This is a genomic window from Pantoea sp. ARC270, from assembly GCF_003236725.1.
Lineage (GTDB): Bacteria > Pseudomonadota > Gammaproteobacteria > Enterobacterales > Enterobacteriaceae > Pantoea > Pantoea anthophila.
In genome coordinates this window covers 21,773-42,977 of record NZ_PUGA01000028.1, presented here as the reverse complement: position 1 = coordinate 42,977, position 21,205 = coordinate 21,773, and the positions used below count along the sequence as shown (strand labels likewise).

The window sequence follows — 21,205 nt, the reverse complement described above, 5'->3', positions numbered from 1 at the left end:
CCTCCGAATCGTTGTGCCTGGTATAAGGAAAAAGAACATGGAAAACCCGGTTTTTCATTCGCCGGTCAGAAAAGAAGGTTTTGCGGGGCTGGGCGACTATGCCGCCATTGGTGAAGGCCGTTCGGTGGCGCTGATTGCGCCGGATGGCTCCATTGACTGGTGGTGTGCCCCCAATCTCGATGCGAAACCGCTGTTTGATCGCCTGCTGGACGCCGGGCTGGGCGGCTACTTTCAGGTCGTCCCGCGCGGCAGCTATCAGGTTACGCGACGCTATCGTGACAACAGCAACGTGCTGGAGACCCGCTTTGACACTGACAGCGGTGCCGTCCTGCTTACCGAATCGATCAACAGCACGCTGGCGGGCCGTCTGCCCTGGTGTGAGCTGGCCCGCCGCATCGAAGGCGTTAAGGGCGAGGTGGAGTTGCAGATCACGCTGCGCTTCGGCACCGCCGCTGAAACCCGTTCCCCCTGGGTGGCCGACAATGAGAAAGGCAAGGTGTTTCACATCGCCGAAACGATGGCGATGTTCCGAACCAGCGACGACATCACCATTACCGAACTGGATGATGAACAGGTCTGCGCCACGCTGCGCACCACCGCCGGTTCCCGCTCGCTCTGCGCCCTGCTGATCACCGAAAAGGAGCCGCTGGCCGTACCGCCGCTGGAGGCTATCGACCAGCGGATTGAAACCAGCCACACCGGCTGGACCAGCTGGGTGGAGAGCCTGAGTTATGATGGCAGCTACCCGGCGCTGGTCAGGCGCTCTGCCCTGTCGCTGAAGTTTCTCTGGTACTCCCCGACCGGCGCGCTGGCCGCCGCGGCCACCACGTCGCTGCCGGAGGGCATCGGCGGCGAGAAAAACTATGATTACCGCTACGCATGGGTGCGGGACGCCTGCCTGATTATCAAAGCCTTTGTCTATCTCGGCGCGCTGGAAGATTGTAAGGCGGCCTTCTCCTGGCTGTCGCAGACCATCATCCGTCACGGCGTCAGGCTGCGCGCCTGCTATACCCTGAATGGCGATGAGGTGCCCGCCGAGCGTTATCCGCCCCTGAGCGGCTATCAGCATTCTCAGCCGGTGCGCATCGGCAACAATGCCCGCGATCAGCTGCAGCTCAGTATGTATGGCGATATGCTCATGACCGCGCAGCGCTTTATTGAAGCGGGCCACGTGCTGGATATCACCACCTCACGCCTGCTGGGCGACCTGGCGAACTGCTGCGCCGACAACTGGCGACAGAAAGATTGCGGCATCTGGGAGCTGCCGGAGCTGCAGCACTATACCCACTCCAAAATGGCCTGCTGGATAGCGCTGGATCGGGCGGTGGCGCTGGCGGAAAGTAAACATATCGAACCGACCTGGCTGGGCCGCTGGCAGCGGGAACGTGATCGTATCCGCGACTGGATTGAGTCGCACTGCTGGTCAGAAACGCAGCAGGCTTACCTCTTCTACGTCGGCAGTGATGCACGCCTGGACGCCTCGCTGGCGCTGGTTCACAGCTATGGCAATGCGGTTAATCCGCAGCGGATGCTCTCCACCTACCACGCTATCCGGCAGAAGCTGGGCGACGGCAGCGCCATGCTCTATCGCTACAGCGGCGTCAGGCAGGAGGAGAGTACCTTTCTCGCCTGCGCCTTCTGGCTGGTGGAAGCCTGGGCGGAAATGGGTGACCGGGATCGGGCGGAACAGGCGATGCAGGAGATTCTGGCGACGCTGGACGGTCAGGGTAACGTCGATATCTTTAATGAGATGTATGACGTCCGCAGTCAGAGCTGGCGTGGCAACATGCCACAGGGTCTGAGCCATCTGGCGCTGATCTGCGCGGCGCAGGCGATATCGGAATCAAAAGGAGAGGTTTAAGAAAGGCATAGGGGCGACTATTGCAGCCGGAAGCGCGGGTCGAAGAAAAACGGCTCCACTACCGCTTTCGCAATGATGCCCGCCGCTGCCGGATGACGGGGATTGAACAGCGCATTCCACTCACCGGTCAGCGTGCTGGGCACTTTGAGTATCAGGCCGTTCTCCGGGCTGGCGAGCCACTCATCGCCGATCTGCCGGGTGGAAGCGGGCGCGGGATCGGCCTGCCACTCATCCGGCAGCGCCGTCAGTGCCAGTTCGGTGATCAGGGACTCCGGCACGCTGATCGCGATCATGCTGTAGTCGCGTGACAGATCCTGAATGGTGAGATGCACCAGCGCCTCCAGCACGCAGAGCGCCCGGCTCGACCCCAGGTAGACACAGACCGATCCCACCGAATTCCAGCGCCCGCCATACGTGCGGGCACCAAAACCATCAAAGGCGGTCATCGCATATTCACGCTTCACCAGGCGAAAAAAGGGAACCGCCATCAGGTGATGACACCGTGCTCGAGCTGGCCGATCAGGTTTATCACCGCCTCCGCCCCTGCCACCGTGGTGGTCATCTCCGCCGGTTTTTTTCCGCCCAGCGCTTTGGCGGGCGTTTCCAGCCACTGCACCAGACGCGCCCTGTCGTCGCGGAACAGGTTGCTGGCGGCAGAAAGAACGCGAATCAGCATGTAGATGCGTCCGCTCTGGTCGGGCGAAAAGGTCTGCGCCGGATCTTTCACTTTGCGGTTGTAGGTGGTGCGATCGATGCCCGCCAGACGGCACAGCCACCCCTCGTCGAAGGTGGACAACGACGCGGTGCGTTTCAGCACGCCGCTGCTGAATCCTGTCGCGATACGCTGATGCGCATCCGGCAGGGTTTCCGGCAGGTTAAGGGCATGCAGCAGCGACGCGTGGCGGCGAGGCTGAGCGGGTGTGTAGATGGCGATGGACATAGCAGCCCTCCTGTTCATTTGATTTTTATTTTAGCGCAAATGAACAGAAGGCACCACCGCAAGTCCGGCGCGTATCCGTTGTTACTCTGCTGCGCCCTGCTCCAGCGCCTGCATAATCTGCCACGCCGCCCTGATGCGCAGCGGATTGGGGTAGCTCTTGTTGGCCAGCATCACAATGCCGGTGTTCTTCTCGGGGATAAACGCGATATAGGCACCAAACCCGTTGGTCGAACCGGTTTTATGCACCCAGCTGGCGCGTCGGGAGGGCCCGACCGGTTCCACGCGGGTCACCGGTTGCGGCTTCAGCGCCACGCCATTCTCACTGTCGGCGATCAGCGTGTCAGCACTGACGGGCCAGTCATAGATCTCCCAGCCCAGCCCCTGATAGAAACTGGCGGTTCTGAAGTAGCGCGACTGCGCCGTGCGGATGGCATTGTGCAGCACGGCATTGCCGGCAGAGAGGCCGTTTGGATCGCTGTTGGCCTGCATGAAGGTGAGCATGTCGCGAGCGGTCGATTTAACCCCATAGGCTTCGGCATCCAGCATGCCGGGGGAAACACGCACCGGCTGGCCATTTTTGTAACCCCAGGCGTAGTTAATCATCATCGACGGCGGCACGGTAATAAAGGTGCGTGTCAGGCGTAGCGGCTGAAACAGCGATTTCACCATCGCCGCCTCAAAGTCCCCCTTCACCATCAGCGCGCCGAAGAGACCGATACTGGCGTTGGAGTACTGGCGAACCGTACCGGGTGACGCCTGCGGTTGCCACTCCTGACAGAAGCGAAGCAGCGACGCCTGATCGGTGACCGCCTCCGGCAGTTGCAGCGGCAGGCCGCCCGCCGTGTAGGTCGCCAGATGCAGCATCCGGACCGGACGCCACTGCGCCCCCGTCAGCTGCGGCCAGACCTTCTGCACCGGCTCGTTCAGGCGGAGTTCACCGTTGCGGATCAGAATCCCCGCCAGGGTGCCGGTGAAGGTTTTACTCACCGAGCCCAGCTCAAACAGCGTGTTTTCTGTGACCCGGCGGCCGGAATCGGTGTCGGCCACGCCCGCATTCACAAACTGCGTCCGGCCTTTGTAGAGCACCGCCACCGACATACCGGGGATCGCCTGCTGCTCCATCAGCGGTTCAATCGCGGCTTTAACCAGAGAAGTGACCTGCTGTGAAGAGAGATCGGCGGCGACACAGCGGACAGAAAGCGAAAGCAGAACAAAACAAAACAGAGACTTTTTCATTAGCAACGAAGAGGGTTCACCGGGTCAGATTATTTACACTGGTCAGCACATGCCTGCACGCAGATCTGCGCCTGCGTACTGCAGGCACCGCTGTCGCGGGTATTACAGTGGGAGCGTTCGACATAGCAGTTGGACTGACAGGCCGCCAGATCGCAGCGGGCCGCCGCAGGGGTCAGCTGAACCAGGGGGGCGCGGGCCGGAAAAGGCGAAGCGGGCTGAGCGAAAGCGCTGCTGCCCAGTAATCCGGACAGCAGCAGCGTGATGATGCGTTTCATAAGAGTTCTCCTGTAGGACGCTGCCCCTAGTATGGCCAGTCTGGCGGGCAGCGTCAGGGAAATCTTATCAAATTGAGACCACAGGCGGGTGTTGGGTGGCATTTATTACGCCACGGGTGTAGATATCGTTCAGTCTGGCGATGTAACGCTGGGTATCATGCTGCTCTTTGATGCGCAGGATCGCCGCCTCGCCTTTCTCCTGCAGCCGTTCCGGCTGCTCAACGATCTCCAGCAGCGTCGCTTTCAGCCCCTCCACCAGCGACCGGCGCAGCTGCGATTTCTGCTCCGGCGTGGTGATGCTGTATTCGCGATCGGCGTTCAGCGGACTGGCGATGACCCAGCCCGCGCTGGCAGGGTTGATCTCCGGCAGGGCCCGCACATTGCTGGTGATCACCGGACAGCCGTTAGCCTGCATCTCCAGCACGGAAAAACCATAGGTCTCCTGCCAGGTCGGCAACAGGCCGACGTCGCTCTCGCGGAACAGCTGCATCAGTTCACGGTTATCCATCCGCGCCTGATGCGTGAAACAGCGGTAACGGGCGATGCGGCTCTCGATGCCGCGATAAAAGGCGTCATCATCCTGAAACTGGCGATGGGCGACGTTGTGACGTTTGGTGAGTTCACCGATCAGCTGCACGTCCAGCTGCGACTCCTCCAGGCGGCGCTCTTCAATCAGCTCACTGATCGCCAGCACCACTTCCGCTCCGCCTTTGCGATAAAACTCATTACCGGCAAAGACCAGCTTCAGCACACCCGGCTGGCGTGGCGCCTTATGCTGCACAAACAGCGTCTGAGGCGGATGCAGCACCAGCGTTTTCCGCCGGATTTTCTGCGCCTCATCCGGGCTGAACAGCTTCATCTGAATATTCAGCGTCGCGTCGGAGATGGCAATCAATCCGAGGCAGTTCTCTTTTAACAGATGAGGAATTAAGCGCTTCAGCTCCGGGTTATCCCGCTTGGCGACGCCGGGCACCGGCAGCACGCGCGGCAGCTCGGTTTCAAACGAGGCGACCCACTTCTGGTGGGTGATCGCAACTTCATTGAACAGATGGAGGATGTCAGCCCGTGAAGCGCCTGAAAACGGCACCGGCTGAAAGACGAAGGTTTTGTTTTTCTTAAGCAGGCGGGTCCGGAGGGGATTAATAAAATAGAACAGATTGCCTTTTTTCAGATTGATATATTCATTTGCCGGATTCACTAAAATGTTACGCTGCTCCGGATATTGATTATTCGTAATTCCAATTTTCATGCACGCTCTCCAGAGTCCTTGTATACGGCATCATCTATAGCATGCAGCTGCGGCTGTTTCGTCTGAGCAATATCCTAAAAAGGCCCGCGTGGCGCGGCCTCTCCGCTTTTGCTAATGATTGCTTACGGTGATAAAGCAGGCATAACAGCGGTCTTTTCCCAGTTTCGTAACACCTGTGTTTTTTTGTGTCAGGCTAACCCCTTGTTGAATATCCCGCTATTTATACGGGCAATAAACGGACCATTTGTTATGTGAATGTTTAATTATTTGTGAAAATTAATATCGCCTGAAATGACGCATATAGTTTAAAACTTTTAAACAAACGAAACAGAAAACGGACGGTTCTCCCCACGCGCTGATGATTACGCCAGGTGGTCAGCCCGCTGCCGATGAAACAAATGATACAGCGCACGCGCGCCTGCACCACGCTGACCCGCTGCTTTGCCACATCATGGTGCAGTTTCAGGTGTCAGGCCCTGCGCCATAAACGCCTTTTACACCCTCTAACCCAATGAATTAACGATAAATTATTAACGTGCACTTTGAATGCGCCGGTCTGGTACAAAAGTTGCAAAAACCTCTCTAAGCAGACAGGAGAGCATTATGAAAGCAATCGTGATTGGTGGCGGGATTGGCGGTATGAGCAGCGCCATTGCGCTGGAAAAAGCCGGAATAGAAGTCGAGGTGTTTGAAGCCGTGCAGGAGATGAAGCCGGTCGGCGCAGCGATCTCTATCTGGCCTAATGGCGTAAAGTGCCTGAATGCGCTGGGCATGAAAGAGCAACTGCGCGCACTGGGCGGCAACATGGCCTATATGGCCTATCACGACGGCGCAACCGGCGCGCCCCTGACCCGCTTCAGTATGGCCCCGCTGGTACAGCAGGTCGGCGAATACCCCTGCCCGGTGGCGCGTGCTGAACTGCAGGCGATGCTGATTGATACCTTTGGCCGTGAACGGGTGCAGTTTGGCAAGCGGGTCATCCAGGTCGAAGAGACCGCAGAGGGCGTCATTGCCACCTTCACCGATAACAGTCAGGCGCGGGGCGACTTTCTGATTGCCGCCGACGGTACCCATTCGGTGGTGCGCGAGTATGTGCTGGAGCAGAAGCTGGAGCGCCGCTATGCCGGTTACGTTAACTGGAACGGACTGGTGACCATTGATGAACGCATCGCGCCTGCCGATCAGTGGACGACATTTGTCGGTGACGGCAAGCGGGTATCGCTGATGCCGGTCAGTGGCAACCGGTTCTACTTCTTCTTTGATGTGCCGCTGCCGAAAGGATTGCCGCAGGATCGCAGCACGGTGAAAGCTGATTTAACCGGCTATTTCCAGGGCTGGGCTGAGCCGGTTCAGCAGCTGATCGCGGCCATCAATCCTGAGACCACCAACCGGGTTGAGATCCATGACATCGAGCCGTTCAGCCGTTTTGTAAAGGGCCGCGTCGCCCTGCTCGGCGATGCGGCGCACAGCACCACCCCCGATATCGGTCAGGGCGGCTGCGCGGCGATGGAAGATGCGGTGGTGCTGGCCGCGACGCTGGCATCTCACTCACTGGGGATCGAAGATGCGCTGCTGCGCTATCAGGCGCGACGGGTGGAACGGGTCAAAGATCTGGTGCTGAAAGCCCGTAAACGCTGCGAGGTGACCCACGCGCACGACCCGGCGATCACCGCGGCGTGGTATCAGTCACTGAAAAGCGAAACCGGCGAGCGGGTGCTGGCCGGTATGTGTGAAACCATCGAAGGTGGCCCGCTGGGCTGAGATCCTGAACCGGGCTGTCAGTGAGACAGCCCGTCACCTTACTCCTCCGCCAGACCGCGATTTTTCAGCATCGGCTCCAGCTGAGGCGCGGCGCCCCGCCAGCTTTCATACAGCGTTTTCAGATCGCTGCTGTTGCCCCGGGACAGAATTTTCTGCCGGAAGATCTCGCCGTTTTCCCGCGTCAGCCCGCCATGCTCCACAAACCACTGATAGCCATCGTCCGCCAGCATCTGCGTCCAGATATAGGCGTAATACCCGGCAGCATAGCCGCCGCCCCAGATGTGCTGGAAATAGCTGGAGCGATAACGCGGGGGCACCGCCGCCAGCGCCAGGTTGTCGCTCTGCAGCGACTGCTGCTCAAATCCCGCCACGCTTTGCGGTGCGCTGTCCGGCGTCAGGCCGTGCCAGTGCTGATCCAGCAGGGCGGCAGCCAGCAGCTCGCTCATCTCATAGCCTTTGTTGAACTGAGCGGCGCGGACGATCTTCTCATGCAGCGCATCCGGCATCGCCTCCCCGGTCTGATAGTGGCGGGCGTAGTGACGGAACAGTGACGGCTCGCTGGCCCAGTGCTCGTTAATCTGCGACGGGAATTCGACGAAATCGCGCGGGGTTTCGGTGCCTGAGAGACCCGGATAGCGCTGCGTGGCAAACAGGCCGTGCAGCGTATGACCAAATTCGTGGAACATCGTGATCACGTCATCCCAGCTCAGCAGCGCCGGCTCACCGGCAGGCGGTTTCGTGTAGTTACAGACGTTGTAGATCACCGGTTTGCTGTCGAGCAGCGTCGACTGATTTACAAAATTACTCATCCAGGCGCCGCCGCCTTTGCTGTCGCGCTTGAAGAAATCGGTGTAGAAGAGCGCCAGCGGCGTCTCATCAGCATCGAAAATCTCATAGACCTGCACATCCGGGTGATAGACCGGCAGATCCTGACGCGGCGTAAAACGGATGCCATAGAGCCGCGTTGCCGCCTCGAAGACGCCATTGTGCAGCACCGCGTTCAGCTCGAAATAGGGTTTGATCTGGCTCTCATCCAGATCGTAACGGGCACGCCGCACCTGTTCGGCATAAAAACGCCAGTCCCAGGCCTGCAGGAGAAAATCGCCCTGCTGCTGATCGATCGTCTGCTGTATCGCGGCGGCTTCCCGTTCCGCACGGGCGCGCGCGGCAGGCACGATGTTGCGCATAAAGGCCAGCGCCGCCTCAGGGGTTTTTGCCATCTGATCCTGCAGCTTCCAGGCGGCATAGCTGGTAAAGCCCAGCAGCCGGGCCTGCTCCGCCCTGACCTGCGCCAGCCGTAACACCAGCTCGCGGGTATCGTTGTCATCCCCTTTTTCCGTGCGCGTCACGCCCGCCTGAAACAGCGCTTCACGGGTCGCCCGATCGGAAAGACTCTGCAGCGCCGGTTGCTGGGTGGTGTTCTGCAGCACCAGCAGCCAGCTGTCTTCCAGCCCGCGCGCCCGCGCTTCCGCCTGCGCCACCGCGAGGTCGGCCGGGGAGAGCCCCGCCAGCTGCTGCGCATCCCGGACCACCAGACCGCCCGCCTGCGTCGCCGCCAGCAGTTTATTGGTGAAGCGGGTGCTGAGACGCGCCGCCTCCTGATTCAGCGTTTTGAGCTGCAGTTTCTGCGCCTCCGGCAGGTTAGCTCCCGCCAGCTGAAAGCGCTGCCAGACCACCTCGACCAGCCGCTTTGATTCGCTGTCCAGGCTGGCGCGCTGCAGATAGACAGCGTCAAGCCGGGAAAAGAGCGGCCGGTTGAGCATGATGTCATCGTTAAGTGCGGTGAGCTGCGGCGCAATCTCCTCATCCACCTGCTGCAGCAAAGGGCTGGTATGCGCGGAGGTCATGGCGCTGAACACCAGATTGACCCGGTTGAGCAGTTGTCCACTCTTCTCCAGGGCCTCATAGGTGTTGGAAAAGGCGGGAGCCTCGCTGTTATGGGCAATCGCATCGATCTCCCGGCGCTTTTCCGCAATGCCCGCCTCAAGTGCGGGCAGGAAGTCCTGCTCTTGGATCTGATCAAAAGGGGGCGCCTGATAAGGCAGTGTGCTGACGCTGAAGAAGGGATTCTGACGGGCGTTCATGGTTCGCTCCTGATGGGCATCGCAAAGACCTATCCTGACAGGTTGCGGCTGAGGCGACAACTCAGGCGATGCGCTGCTGATAGACGCTGATTATTTCACCTGCAATGGCCACGGCGATTTCGGCGGGCAGCTTGCCTTTGACGTCAGGCAGACCGATCGGACAGCGCAGCCGCGCCAGCGGTTCACTGCCGACGCCACGGCCAGCGAGCCGGTAGCGAAAACGCTGGTTTTTCGTTTCTGAACCGATCACCCCGGCATAGGCAAAGTCGTTGCGTTTCAGCACCGCTTCGCACAGCGCAAAATCGAGCGGATGGTGGTGGGTCATGATAATGAAGTAGCTCCCGGCGGGAGCCTCCGCCACGCACTCGATCGGCTCCTCCGGCTGCTGCGTCACCACTCCGGCGGGCACGTGGCCGAACTGACCGGGACGACTGTCGATCCAGTTTATGTGACAGGGTAACGTAGCGAGCAGGTTCACCAGCGCCTGGCCGACATGTCCGGCGCCGAACAGATAGATTTCCGGCTGCGCCTGCAGCAGAGGCTCAAACAGCAGGGTGGTTTTGCCGCCGCAGCACTGGCCCAGTCGTGCGCCCAGGCTGTACTCCTCGGTGTGGGGCGCGCCTGCCCCGCTCTGCAGCATCGCTCTGGCCTGGGCGATGCACTGAAACTCCAGATGACCGCCGCCAATGGTGAGGAAGCTCTCCTGCTGCGTCACCACCATTTTGCTGCCGCTGTCACGCGGCACCGAACCGTGCTCGCTGAGCACGGTGACCAGGACGCAGCTCTGCCGCTTCTCCCGCAGCTGATGCAGGACGCCTATCCAGTCATGGTAAATCATGTTCTGCTCCTGCCAGACGCTGCACGCCCCAGAAGATCCGCTCCGGCGTGGCAGGGGCATCCAGATGAGGATGCTGCCGGTAGTCGGCAACGCTGGCGACCGCATCCTGCAGCGCACACCAGGCGGCAATGCCCAGCATAAACGGCGGCTCACCCACGGCTTTGGAGTGAAACACCGTATCCTTTGGATTCCTGCGGTTCTCCACCAGCGTGACCCTGAGATCGGCCGGCACATCACTGATGGCCGGAATTTTGTAGCTCGCCGGTCCATCGGTCAGCAGCTGACCTTTGTCGTTCCAGACCAGCTCTTCACAGGTGAGCCAGCCCACGCCCTGCACAAATCCCCCTTCGACCTGACCGATATCGATGGCCGGATTCAGCGAGGCCCCGACATCATGCAGGATGTCGGCACGCAGCAGGCGCGATTCGCCGGTTAAGGTGTCGATCACCACCTCGCAGCAGGCGGCACCGTAGGCGAAGTAGTAGAACGGCTTGCCGCGCCCCGCCAGCCGGTCGTAATGGATCCCCGGCACGCGGTAGTAGCCGGTGGCGGAGAGCGGCACCTGATTCAGCCACGCCAGCTTTGCCACCTCGGCGAAGGTGTAATGCTTCTCGCCGGCGCGCACCACGCCGTTGCGGAAACTCACCGCGCTGGCATCACACTCATGCAGCCTGCAGAGCATCTCCGTCATTCTGTCACGCAGGATCTCAGCGGCATTCTGCGCCGCTTTGCCGTTGAGATCCGCGCCGCTGGAGGCTGCGGTTGGCGAGGTGTTAGGCACTTTACCAGTGTCGGTGGCGGTGATCTGGATCTTATCGACCTCAATCTGCAGCACCTCGGCGACAATCTGGATCACTTTGGTGTTCAGTCCCTGGCCCATCTCGGTGCCGCCGTGGTTTAGCTGCACCGTGCCGTCGGTGTAAATCAGGATCAGGGCACCTGCCTGATTGAGAAAGCTGGAGGTAAAGGAGATGCCGAATTTCACCGGCGTCAGCGCCAGTCCGCGCTTCAGCAGCGGGCTGCGGGCGTTGAAGGCGCTGATCTCCGCCCGGCGCGCCTGATAGTCGCTGCTGGCTTCCAGCTGCGCCGTGATCTCATCCAGCAGATTATCCTCTACCTGCTGGTGGTAATGAGTGATGTTGCGCTCCTGCTTGCCATAGTAGTTACGCTTGCGCAGTTCCAGCGGGTCCAGCCCGCGTTCCCGCGCGATGTGATCCATAATCTGCTCGATGGCCACCATTCCCTGCGGCCCGCCAAACCCGCGATAGGCGGTGTTAGAGGCGGTATTGGTGCGGCAGCGATAGCCGGTGATCCGCGCATCGCCAAGGTAATAGGCGTTATCGGCATGAAACATGGCACGATCGACAATCGATCCGCTGAGATCCAGTGAATAACCGCAGTTTCCCGCCAGATCGATTTTGATGCCGCACAGCCGGCCATCCTCCTCCACGCCCGCCTCATAACGCACAAAGAAGGGGTGACGTTTGCCGGTGACACGCATGTCGTCGCGGCGGGAGAGCCGCATCTTCGCCGCCCGCCCGGTCTGACGGGCGACAATGGCGCAGAGGCAGGCCACACCGGCTGCCTGCGTCTCTTTGCCGCCAAAGCCGCCGCCCATACGCCGCATATCAATGGTCACCTGATTCAGGCTGATGCCCATCACCTCTGCCACCAGCTTCTGCACTTCGGTGGGGTTCTGCGTTGAGGAGAAGACCTGCAGCTGGTGATCTTCTCCGGGGATCACCATCGCCGTCTGGGTTTCCAGGTAAAAATGCTCCTGTCCGCCGATGTGAAACGCGCCGCTGACCCGATGCGGCGCGCGTGCCAGCGCCGCTTCCACATCACCGCGCTGATGCACGTGCGGTTCCTGAACGAAGCTGCGCTGCGCCAGCGCCTGCTCAACATCCAGCAGCGGTTCCAGCACCTCATAGTCAATCACTGCGGCGGCGGCACCGAGGCGGGCCGCCTCCGGCGATTCCGCCGCGACGGCGAGGACGATCTGCCCCAGATAGTCGACTTTGTCATGCGCCAGCAGCGGGTCGCCCGGCTCCAGCGGCCCGACATCATTGATACCGGGAACGTCCTGCCAGGTTAACACGCTGACCACGCCCGGCACGGCGTAGCAGGGCTGCACGTCAATGCGCACAATCCGCGCATGCGCATGCTCGCTCAGGCGCGGACAGAGATGCAGCAGACCCGGCAGCTCCGGCTTGTCGTCGATGAAGCGCGCTTCCCCGGAGACATGTTTTTCCGCACTTTCATGGCGGTTACTGCGGCCCACGCCGCTCTGCAGATCGGCGGCATACTGCGCCTTGATTACCGCTTTGTTGAGTTCAGGACGGTTATGAGACATAGCGGGTCACCTCGGTACAGGTTATTTCGCCGTTATAGCGATGAAGAAAGCGGCGCAGCAGGTTACGCGCCACCTGCAGCCGATAGGCGCTGCTGGCACGAAAATCGGAGAGCGGCTGGAAATCGTCGGCCAATGCGGCCGCTGCACGTGACACCGTCACGGCATTGAGGGGCTGACCAATCAACGCCTGTTCACAGTGGTGCGCCCGCTGCGGCGTGGCCGCCATGCCGCCAAAGGCGACGCGGGCGTCGGTCACGATGCCCTGTTCGGTGTGAAGGTTAAAGGCAGCAAAGACCGCTGAGATATCGTCATCCAGCCGTTTGGAAACTTTCCAGGCGACAAAACCAGGTGACACCGTCACCTTATCGATACGAATCGCGCGGATAAACTCGCTTTTTTCCAGCCGGGTCTGCCGGTAGCCGGTAAAAAAGCCGTTCAGCGGCAGGCAGCGCTGCTGCTCGCCGCGTTGCAGTATCAGGCTGGCGTTCAGCGCCAGCAGCATGGGCGACGCGTCTCCGATTGGAGAGGCGTTGCCGATATTACCGCCCAGCGTGCCCTGCAGACGGATTTGCAGGGAGGCAAAGCGTTGCAGCATCTCACTCACGCCAGGGATGCGGCTGGCCAGAAAATCGCTGACCTGTTGCAGCGATGCGCCTGCACCCAGCAGATAATGGTCATCAAATTCACTGCAGACCTTGAGCGCGGCAACCTGCTCCAGGGCGATGAGCAGCGGCAGCCTTTTATGCTGCTGGGTGATCTGCAGGCTGAGATCGGTGCCACCGGCAATCAGTACCGCTTCGGGATGCGCCAGATAGATCTCCGCCAGCTGCGCCGGGGTTTTAGGCAGGAAGCAGCGCCGCCCTGCTGCGCCCGTCTCCTGCATCTCCGGGGTCGCCAGCGCTTCAAGACGCTGCACGGTACCCGCGGCGCTGTGATCAAACTGATCCGTCACCGGCTGCGAACAGAGCTGCTCGGCGGCCGCCATGATGGGCCGGTAGCCGGTGCAGCGGCAGAGATTGCCCGCCAGCGCGGTTTCCGCCTGATGACGATCCCAGCCCGTGGCATTTTTTTGCAGCGTGAACAGCGACATCACAAAGCCCGGCGTGCAGAAGCCGCACTGCGAGCCGTGGCAGTCAACCATCGCCTGCTGCGCCGGGTGCAGCGCCCGTCCGTGACGTAAATCTTCAACCGTGATCAGCTGTTTACCCTGCAGCGTGGAGACCAGGGTCAGGCAGCTGTTGACCGTTTCATACTGCATCCTGCCATCCACCGCTTTGCACAGGGTGACGCTGCAGGCGCCACAGTCACCTGAGGCGCAGCCCTCTTTGGTGCCGGGCCGCTGCTGGCGGGTACGCAGATAGTTAAGGATAGTGAGGTTGGGGTCGAGCGCGGTTTCGCTGACCAGCTGGTTATTGAGCAGAAACTGGATCATGCGGCTTGCTCCTGTGCGTCACGCTGCCAGACCGGGCGACCGGCCACCCAGGTCTGGGCAATATTGCGGTCGTCGCCCAGCGTCATTAAGACAAAAAGTTTTTCCCAGATATCTTTGCTGTTGCCGATGCGCAGCTGCTGCAGGGCAGAAACCGCCGGATCGAGCACCACAAAATCCGCCTCTTTGCCGGTGTTGAAATTCCCGATGGCGTGGTCGAGATCGAGTGCCCGCGCCCCGCCCAGCGTCGCGTGATAAAAGGCTTCGGCGGCGCTGAGCCGGTAGTGCTGCAACTGGCCCACCTTGTAGGCTTCGCCCAGGGTCTGCAGCATGTTAAAGGTGGTGCCCGCGCCGACGTCTGTGCCCACCCCCACCTTTACGCCCTGCTGCCAGCTGCGTTTCAGATTAAACAGGCCGCTGCCGAGGAACAGGTTAGAGGTGGGACAGAAGGCAATTGAGGAGTCGGTATCGTGCAGACACTGCCACTCCTTCTCTTCCAGATGCAGGCAGTGGGCAAACACGCTGCGGCGGCCGGTGAGCTGATGATGGTGGTACACATCCAGATAGCCGTCGCGTTCCGGAAAGAGTGCTTTAACCCAGGCCACCTCCTGCGGGTTTTCGCTGAGATGGGTGTGCAGCCAGGTGTCGGGAAACTCCTGACGCAGCTGCTGCACTTTTTCCAGCAGCTGCGGCGAAGAGGTCGGGGCAAAACGCGGCGTCAGCGCATAGCTCAGCCGGCCGCGCTGATGCCAGCGTTCAATCAGTGCCCGGGTCTGCTGATAGCTCTGTTCCGGGGTTTCCGTAAGGTTGTCGGGCGCATTGCGATCCATCATCACTTTCCCGGCAATCAGCCGCATGTTCAGCGCTTCGGCGGCGCTGAACAGCGCCTCGACCGACTGCGGGTGCACGGTGCCGAAGACCAGCGCGCTGGTGGTGCCATTGGAGAGCAGCTGATGCAGGAAAAAGGCGGACATCCGGGCGGCATGATCCGGGCAGTGATACTGCGCCTCCACCGGGAACGTGTAGTAATTCAGCCACTCCAGCAGCTGTTCGCCAAAGGCGCCGATCATCTCCGTCTGCGGATAGTGTATGTGGGTGTCAACAAAGCCCGGCACGATCAGCCGGCCGCGCAGGTCAGTGACCGGCAGACCTGCCAGCTTCGCCTCAGCCGTCTCACAGCTCTCCAGCCCGGCCACACGTCCGTCACGCAGCAGCAACACGCCATCCTCCAGATAACGGGCCTGCGTTGCCAGATCATCGGGATGATCCACCACGCCGGTGAAGTCAAAGAAGCTGGCGCGTATCGCCGTGTCGGTTGCTGGGTGCATGCTGTTTCCTTTCTGAAAGCGCGATGAAGTGGTGCAGTTAACTCTCTGTTTAACTCTTTGCAACCTGCGTGCCAGATTTACCCTGCTTTATAACCTATATATATCAATTGCTTAGATAAGCTCGCGCCTGTTGCGCAACAAAAAAGCCTGTAAAAAGCATAGCAACCGTTTGCTTTCATGTCGCAATCGGTTGCGAAGCGCAATTGCCAATTCTGGCGGCGTGTCTGACGCACAGGCTGGCTGCTGCCCTGCCCCTTAACGGTGCAGCGCGCCCCGAAAAGGCGCAGGACGTTGCCCGTAAAAAGGGGTTTACCCCCCTGCCCGTTTTTCTGCGCGCAGAAGCCGAAATGGCATGCTATGGTGAAGCCATCGACGTTGAAAATGGCATAAGGAACAGTGAGATGATTATTTTTGTCACCGGTGCGACGGCCGGTTTTGGTGAAAGTATTACCCGCCGCTTTATCAAAAACGGGCACAAAGTGATCGCCAGCGGACGCCGCGCCGAACGCTTAAAAGCGCTGAAAGATGAGCTGGGTGAGAATCTCTACACCGTCCAGCTGGACGTGCGGAACCGCGCCGCGATTGAAGAGGCTGTGGCGCAGTTACCGGCGGCGTGGCGCGCTATCGATATCCTGGTGAACAATGCCGGTCTGGCGCTGGGCATAGAGCCCGCGCACAAAGCCAGTGTGGAAGACTGGGAAAACATGATCGATACCAACACGAAAGGCCTGGTCTATATGACCCGCGCCCTGCTGCCGCAGATGGTCGAGCGTAACGTGGGCCATATCATCAATATCGGCTCGATTGCCGGTAGCTGGCCCTATGCCGGCGGCAACGTCTATGGGGCCACAAAGGCGTTTGTGCGGCAGTTCAGCCTGAACCTGCGCACCGATCTGCACGGCACCGCGCTGCGCGTGACCGATATCGAACCGGGGCTGGTGGGCGGCACCGAGTTCTCTAACGTCCGCTTTAAAGGTGATGATGACAAAGCCGGCCAGGTCTATGAGGGTGCCACCGCCCTGACCCCGGAAGATGTCACGGAAGCGGTTTACTGGGTAGCCACACTGCCAGCGCACGTCAACATCAACACGCTGGAGATGATGCCGGTCAGCCAGACGCTGGCGGGCCTGAAGGTGCATAAGCCTTAATCCTCTGCGCGCCAGCTCTCCCGGCTGGCGCTAACCACGTCCCCAGCCCAGAACGATTATCAGCATGCCGCTGAACGCGATCAGTGCGCCACTCCAGTCCCAGACGCTCAGCTTCACGCCATCCACCACCCGCAGCCAGAGCAGCGCGGTGAGCACATAGACGCCCCCATACGCGGCATAGACCCGGCCGCTGGCGGCAGGATGCAGGGTCAGCAGCCAGACAAACAGCGCCAGGCTGGCCGCCGCCGGCAGTAACAGCCAGACCGGGCCGCCTTTTTTCAGCCATAACCACGGCAGAAAGCAGCCCGTGATCTCCGCCAGGGCGGTGATAAAAAACAGCAAGGCGGTTTTAATCAGCACCCATACCTCTCCTGAACTTAAACAAACCACGCACCACTGGTGAGCAAAGAAACGGCGATGATATACTACCCGGACCCGCTGCAACAGCCGTCCCGGATGGCGATGTTGGCGAAAACGAAAGGATAGTCTGATGAAAAAAATGATCCCTGCTCTGCTTCTGGTTCTGCTGTCTGGTACCGCCTTCACGGCGGGTGCGACCACCAACCGCCTGATCATCGAAGATGGCAGTTCTGCGCTGAGTAACGAAGCGGCTCGCCAGAATAAAGAGCAATGGAATGACACGCGGATGCTGCGCAACAAGGTGAACAGCCGCGTAGAAAAAGAGTTTGATAAAACCGACCGCGCGTTCGACACCCGCGACAAGTGCGAGCAGAGCCTCAATCTGAACGCCTACTGGGAGCCCAACACCCTGCGCTGTCTGGACCGCCGTTCAGGCCGCCCGGTCACTCCCTGAATTTGCGCTATAGTAATGACGGACGACTAACATAAGGAAGACGTGATGAAGCTACAGAGGGTTTTGTTCACCGCAGCGTTGTTCTCGCTGCCGCTGATGGCGCAGGCTTCCTGCGAATCGGTAAAAGCCGACATCAGTCAGAAAATTGTTCAGAACGGCGTGCCTGAATCGGGCTTCACTCTCGACATCGTCGCCAACGATCAGGTCGATCAGGCGGGCGGTCAGGTGGTCGGGCATTGTGAAAACGACAGCCAGAAGATTGTCTACAAGCGCACCGGCCGGGATGACGAGGCCAGCGTGCCCGCCAGTGCCGGCAGTTCTCAGGACGCGCCTGCGCAGCAATAAACCTGTGTTAATCAGGGCGACGGTCTGTCGCCCTGCCGTTTACTCCGCCTGTTCCGGCCGCTGACGCGGCATCATCCACGCCACACCCAGCGCAAACAGCGCAATCACCAGCGCCACCACAAACACCCAGTGCAGTGAGGCTGCAATCGCCTGCACCATCTGCTGCAGCGCCTGTGGCGCCAGCTGCTGACGGCTGGGTTCAGACATAATCTGCTGCACCGGATCGGCCACCTGCGGCAGCCGCCACTGCAGATTGAGATTGAGCACCGCCCCCATGATCGCCGTGCCCACCGCCGAACCGATCATCCTGCTGAACATCACCGAGGCGGTACAGATTCCGCGAATCTGATAGTCCGCCTCGTTTTGCACGGAGACCAGAAACGTGGTGCTGGTCATCCCCATGCCGGTGCCAATCAGGAAGGCGGTAAAGCCCGCCTGATAGAGTGAGCTCGCGGGCTGAAGCAGCAGCAGTAAGGCGCTGCCGCTGACCAGCAGCAGCGCGCCGAGCTGGGCGGTAAAGCGATAGGAGGTCAGCAGCATCAGCCTGCCGCTCAGGGTGCTGGCCAGCGGCCAGCCAATCGACATCATCGCCAGCGCGCTGCCCGCCTGTAACGGCGTGCCGCCGCGGATCCCCTGAATCCAGGTCGGCAGAAACGCACTGATCCCCATCATGGCCGCGCCGATAATCAGGTTGCCCGCATTACCGGCAATGATCAGCCGGCTGCGCCAGATCACCAGCGGAAACAGCGGTGCCGCGGCCCGCTGCTCGTGGCGTTTCAGCTGCCAGCCTGCCAGCAGTGAACAGAGCAGAAAAGGGATCAGCCAGTATCCGAGCAGCTCGGCCTGCAACAGCGCCACCAGCAGCGCGGAGACGCAGAGCATCAACCAGCCGCTGCCCGCGAGATTGAGGGGAGCCGATTTCTCCTCCTGCTGATGCGCCGGTAACCAGCGCGCCAGCATCAGCATACTGATCAGGCCAATCGGCAGATTGACCCAGAAAATCACGGACCAGCTGAAGTGCTGCACCAACCAGGCACCGGTCAGCGGCCCGACGATGGCCGCCACGCCCCAGACGCTGGAGAGCCAGCCCTGAACGCTGGCGCGCTCGCGCGGCGAATAGATGTCCGCCACGATGGTGGAGCTGATCGGCATAATGGCCCCCGCCCCCAGCCCCTGAAACGCCCGGAACAGGATCAGCCAGGTCATGGAGTGGGCGAAGCCACACAGCACCGATCCGATCAGGAAAAGGGAGGTGCCGGTAAAAAACATGGTTTTACGCCCCACCTTATCCGCCAGCCGGCCATAGAGCGGCACGCTGACCGCCTGCGTCAGCAGATAGATGGAGAAGACCCAGCCAAACTGCGAAAAACCGCCAAGGTCGGCAATGATGGTGGGCATGGCGGTGGCCACGATGGTGACCTCGATAGCCGCCATAAACATCGCCAGCATGCAGGCAATCAGTATCCAGTGGCGGTGTCCGGTCCGGAGTTGTGCACTTTCAGTCATAGGGTTCCTTTTTTATCAGCAAGGCTAGCTGAAAATCAGCCCGTGCAGTTTCCTGAACGTGCGCATTTCCTGCACCATCTGTGACGGTGTCACTAAAAGTCGATGAATTTTTTTTATTGACGCATCAGCCCAGTGGCTACGCGGCCTTAACACCATTTTAACCAGTTTCTCACTCGCCTGAGAAAGGCTGAAAAGCTGGCTTGCCGGGTAAAGGGCTGCTATAGCAGTAAAGCATCTTTCTCAGTGTTCACTGAAAAAGAGTAGGTAAATACGCATTTTGTCTACATTTTATCGCAGTTTCGGTTTTGGGTGCGGCGGCCTTTTTTGCTGCATCTGTCGGACTGTTTAGCGCTGTTATAACAATTGAGATCGTTATCAGGGAGATTCTCCTATGCAAAATGCTTCACTGGCCCGACGCGCCGGTCTGGCACTGCTTGCAGTGGTCGCAGTGATTGCGGTGCTGATCTGGGGCCTCGGCTGGGATCAGCTGGTCGCCCGTAAGGTCGACCTGCTTTATCTCGGGCAACAACACCTCTTCTTAGTGTTCTGGTCAATGCTGTTCGCCCTGCTGGTCGGTATTCCCAGCGGCATCCTGCTCAGTCGCCCGTTTGCCCGCCGCTGGGCCGAGTATGTGATGCAGATTTTCAACATCGGTAACACCCTGCCGCCGCTGGCGGTGCTGGCTCTGGCGATGGTCATTATCGGGATTGGCGACCGTCCGGCGCTGATAGCCCTGTTTCTGGCCTCGCTGCTGCCTATCGTCCGCAACACCTTCTCCGGCCTGAGCGCCGTTCCCCCGTCACTGATTGAAGCCGCCAACGGCATCGGTATGACTAAACTGCAGCGTCTGCGCCGGGTGGAGTTGCCGAATGCCCTGCCGGTGATCCTCTCCGGCGTGCGCATCGCAACGGCCATCAATGTCGGAACCGCTCCGCTGGCGTTCCTGATCGGGGCCAGCAGCTTCGGCGAGCTGATCTTCCCCGGCATCTATCTGAATGACTTTCCGACGCTGATCTTGGGCGCTGTTGCTACCGCACTGGTGGCACTGGTGCTGGATATGTTGCTGGCTGCACTGGGCCGCTTACTGAGTCCGCACGCGGCGGTCTGACCACAAGGAGCTTTGCAATGCTAACGCACTGGATAAAGAAGAGCGTGGTGGCGCTTACCGCGACGCTGCTGCTAAGCCAGACGGCACAGGCAGCTGCCCCGCTGGTGATGGCGACCAAGAGTTTTACCGAGCAGCATATTCTCTCCGCCATGACCGTGCTGTGGCTGAAGAAGAAAGGCTTTGAGGTGGTGCCCAAACGGAATATTGCCACCACCATCGGCCGTAACGCGCTGCTGAACAAGCAGATCGACATGGTCTGGGAGTACACCGGGACCTCACTGATTATTTTCAACCACATCAGCCAGCCGATGTCGTCTCAGCAGGCCTATGAGACGGTGAAAAAACTGGATGCAAAACTGGGGCTGGTCTGGCTTGACCCGGCACCGATGAACAATACCTACGCCTTTGCCATGACCCGGAAACGGGCCGAAAAAGAGGGCATCAGCACGATGTCGCAGCTGGTCGCAAAGATTGAGCAGGTGCGGAAGACCGACCCGGACCATAACTGGCGACTCGGGCTGGACCTGGAGTTTTCCGGGCGTAGCGACGGCATGAAGCCGCTGCAGAAAACCTACGACCTGACGCTGGATCGCCCGCAGATCCGGCAGATGGACCCCGGTCTGGTCTATAACGCCATTCGCGACGGCTTTGTCGATGCCGGTCTGATCTACACCACCGATGGCCGGGTAAAAGGATTTGACCTGAAAGTGCTGGAAGATGATAAGCATTTCTTCCCCAGCTACAACGTGACGCCTGTGGTGCGTCAGGATGTGCTGGCAAGCCATCCGGGTCTGGACACCGCGCTCAATCAGCTCTCGGCGCAGATCACCGATGAGGCGATTACCGAGCTGAACAAGCGGGTCGACATCGATCATCAGTCACCGGAGAAAGTGGCGCGTGATTTCCTTAAATCCAAAAACATGCTGTAAG

Annotated in this window: 19 protein-coding genes; 7 read left to right on the top strand and 12 right to left on the bottom strand. The window is 60.1% G+C overall.

Annotated elements, in window-relative coordinates:
* The first annotated feature begins 37 nt into the window (after window positions 1-37).
* Complete coding sequence (locus CKF42_RS13600) at window positions 38-1,861, top strand: glycoside hydrolase family 15 protein (protein WP_111208406.1); 1,824 nt, start codon at window positions 38-40, stop codon at window positions 1,859-1,861.
* A gap of 17 nt (window positions 1,862-1,878) precedes the next feature.
* On the opposite strand, the gene CKF42_RS13595 is transcribed toward CKF42_RS13600, so the two are convergent.
* The 5 genes from CKF42_RS13595 to CKF42_RS13575 form a co-directional block, all read right to left on the bottom strand.
* Complete coding sequence (locus CKF42_RS13595; protein WP_046101846.1) at window positions 1,879-2,349, bottom strand: RES family NAD+ phosphorylase; 471 nt, start codon at window positions 2,347-2,349, stop codon at window positions 1,879-1,881.
* Entirely contained in the window at window positions 2,349-2,801 is a 453-nt protein-coding gene (locus CKF42_RS13590; protein WP_009090172.1) for an antitoxin Xre/MbcA/ParS toxin-binding domain-containing protein, read from the bottom strand. Before CKF42_RS13590 ends, CKF42_RS13595 begins: the two co-directional genes overlap by 1 nt.
* Before the next feature lie 81 nt (window positions 2,802-2,882).
* Window positions 2,883-4,037 (bottom strand): class C beta-lactamase, encoded by a 1,155-nt coding sequence (gene ampC / locus CKF42_RS13585; protein ID WP_111208405.1) that lies wholly within the window; start codon window positions 4,035-4,037, stop codon window positions 2,883-2,885.
* Window positions 4,038-4,066: 29 nt separating this feature from the next.
* On the bottom strand, window positions 4,067-4,312 hold the full coding sequence (locus CKF42_RS13580) for a hypothetical protein (protein ID WP_009090169.1): 246 nt from the start codon (window positions 4,310-4,312) through the stop codon (window positions 4,067-4,069).
* A gap of 67 nt (window positions 4,313-4,379) precedes the next feature.
* Window positions 4,380-5,561, bottom strand: coding sequence for a glycosyltransferase family 4 protein (locus CKF42_RS13575; protein ID WP_009090167.1), 1,182 nt, complete (start codon window positions 5,559-5,561; stop codon window positions 4,380-4,382).
* A gap of 603 nt (window positions 5,562-6,164) precedes the next feature.
* Here CKF42_RS13575 and hpxO point away from each other — a divergent pair.
* Window positions 6,165-7,322, top strand: a complete 1,158-nt coding sequence (gene hpxO, locus CKF42_RS13565; RefSeq protein ID WP_058957933.1) for an FAD-dependent urate hydroxylase HpxO — start codon at window positions 6,165-6,167, stop codon at window positions 7,320-7,322.
* Between the two features lie 38 nt (window positions 7,323-7,360).
* On the opposite strand, the gene dcp is transcribed toward hpxO, so the two are convergent.
* The 5 genes from dcp to guaD form a co-directional block, all read right to left on the bottom strand.
* Entirely contained in the window at window positions 7,361-9,406 is a 2,046-nt protein-coding gene (gene dcp / locus CKF42_RS13560) for a peptidyl-dipeptidase Dcp (protein ID WP_111208403.1), read from the bottom strand.
* 61 nt (window positions 9,407-9,467) lie between these two features.
* Complete coding sequence (gene xdhC, locus CKF42_RS13555) at window positions 9,468-10,244, bottom strand: xanthine dehydrogenase accessory protein XdhC (RefSeq protein WP_111208402.1); 777 nt, start codon at window positions 10,242-10,244, stop codon at window positions 9,468-9,470.
* Complete coding sequence (gene xdhB / locus CKF42_RS13550; RefSeq protein ID WP_111208401.1) at window positions 10,231-12,597, bottom strand: xanthine dehydrogenase molybdopterin binding subunit; 2,367 nt, start codon at window positions 12,595-12,597, stop codon at window positions 10,231-10,233. Before xdhB ends, xdhC begins: the two co-directional genes overlap by 14 nt.
* The gene (gene xdhA / locus CKF42_RS13545; protein ID WP_111208400.1) at window positions 12,587-14,029 is read right to left on the bottom strand and encodes a xanthine dehydrogenase small subunit; all 1,443 of its coding nucleotides are present in this window, start codon (window positions 14,027-14,029) and stop codon (window positions 12,587-12,589) included. The genes xdhB and xdhA overlap by 11 nt, the downstream gene beginning before the upstream one ends.
* Window positions 14,026-15,354 carry a guanine deaminase gene (guaD, locus tag CKF42_RS13540; protein ID WP_111208399.1) on the bottom strand — a complete coding sequence of 443 codons (1,329 nt, stop codon included), beginning with the start codon at window positions 15,352-15,354 and terminating at the stop codon, window positions 14,026-14,028. The genes xdhA and guaD overlap by 4 nt, the downstream gene beginning before the upstream one ends.
* 401 nt (window positions 15,355-15,755) lie before the next feature.
* Between guaD and ydfG the strand changes: the two genes are divergently transcribed.
* On the top strand, window positions 15,756-16,502 hold the full coding sequence (ydfG, locus tag CKF42_RS13535; protein ID WP_009090152.1) for a bifunctional NADP-dependent 3-hydroxy acid dehydrogenase/3-hydroxypropionate dehydrogenase YdfG: 747 nt from the start codon (window positions 15,756-15,758) through the stop codon (window positions 16,500-16,502).
* Between the two features lie 30 nt (window positions 16,503-16,532).
* Here ydfG and CKF42_RS13530 read toward each other — a convergent pair whose 3' ends face one another.
* Window positions 16,533-16,859 carry a YnfA family protein gene (locus CKF42_RS13530; protein ID WP_033736535.1) on the bottom strand — a complete coding sequence of 109 codons (327 nt, stop codon included), beginning with the start codon at window positions 16,857-16,859 and terminating at the stop codon, window positions 16,533-16,535.
* Between the two features lie 133 nt (window positions 16,860-16,992).
* On the opposite strand from CKF42_RS13530, the gene CKF42_RS13525 reads away from it, so the two are divergent.
* Window positions 16,993-17,316: a DUF1283 family protein gene (locus CKF42_RS13525; protein WP_046101855.1), complete on the top strand. Its 324-nt coding sequence runs from the start codon at window positions 16,993-16,995 to the stop codon at window positions 17,314-17,316.
* Between the two features lie 45 nt (window positions 17,317-17,361).
* The gene (locus CKF42_RS13520) at window positions 17,362-17,661 is read left to right on the top strand and encodes a DUF1161 domain-containing protein (RefSeq protein ID WP_009090146.1); all 300 of its coding nucleotides are present in this window, start codon (window positions 17,362-17,364) and stop codon (window positions 17,659-17,661) included.
* A gap of 39 nt (window positions 17,662-17,700) precedes the next feature.
* Here CKF42_RS13520 and CKF42_RS13515 read toward each other — a convergent pair whose 3' ends face one another.
* On the bottom strand, window positions 17,701-19,167 hold the full coding sequence (locus CKF42_RS13515; protein ID WP_111208398.1) for an MDR family MFS transporter: 1,467 nt from the start codon (window positions 19,165-19,167) through the stop codon (window positions 17,701-17,703).
* Between the two features lie 391 nt (window positions 19,168-19,558).
* On the opposite strand from CKF42_RS13515, the gene CKF42_RS13510 reads away from it, so the two are divergent.
* Both CKF42_RS13510 and CKF42_RS13505 read left to right on the top strand, forming a co-directional pair.
* Window positions 19,559-20,275 (top strand): ABC transporter permease, encoded by a 717-nt coding sequence (locus CKF42_RS13510; protein ID WP_009090143.1) that lies wholly within the window; start codon window positions 19,559-19,561, stop codon window positions 20,273-20,275.
* 17 nt (window positions 20,276-20,292) lie between these two features.
* Window positions 20,293-21,204, top strand: a complete 912-nt coding sequence (locus CKF42_RS13505; RefSeq protein ID WP_111208397.1) for a glycine betaine ABC transporter substrate-binding protein — start codon at window positions 20,293-20,295, stop codon at window positions 21,202-21,204.
* Window position 21,205: the final 1 nt, after the last annotated feature.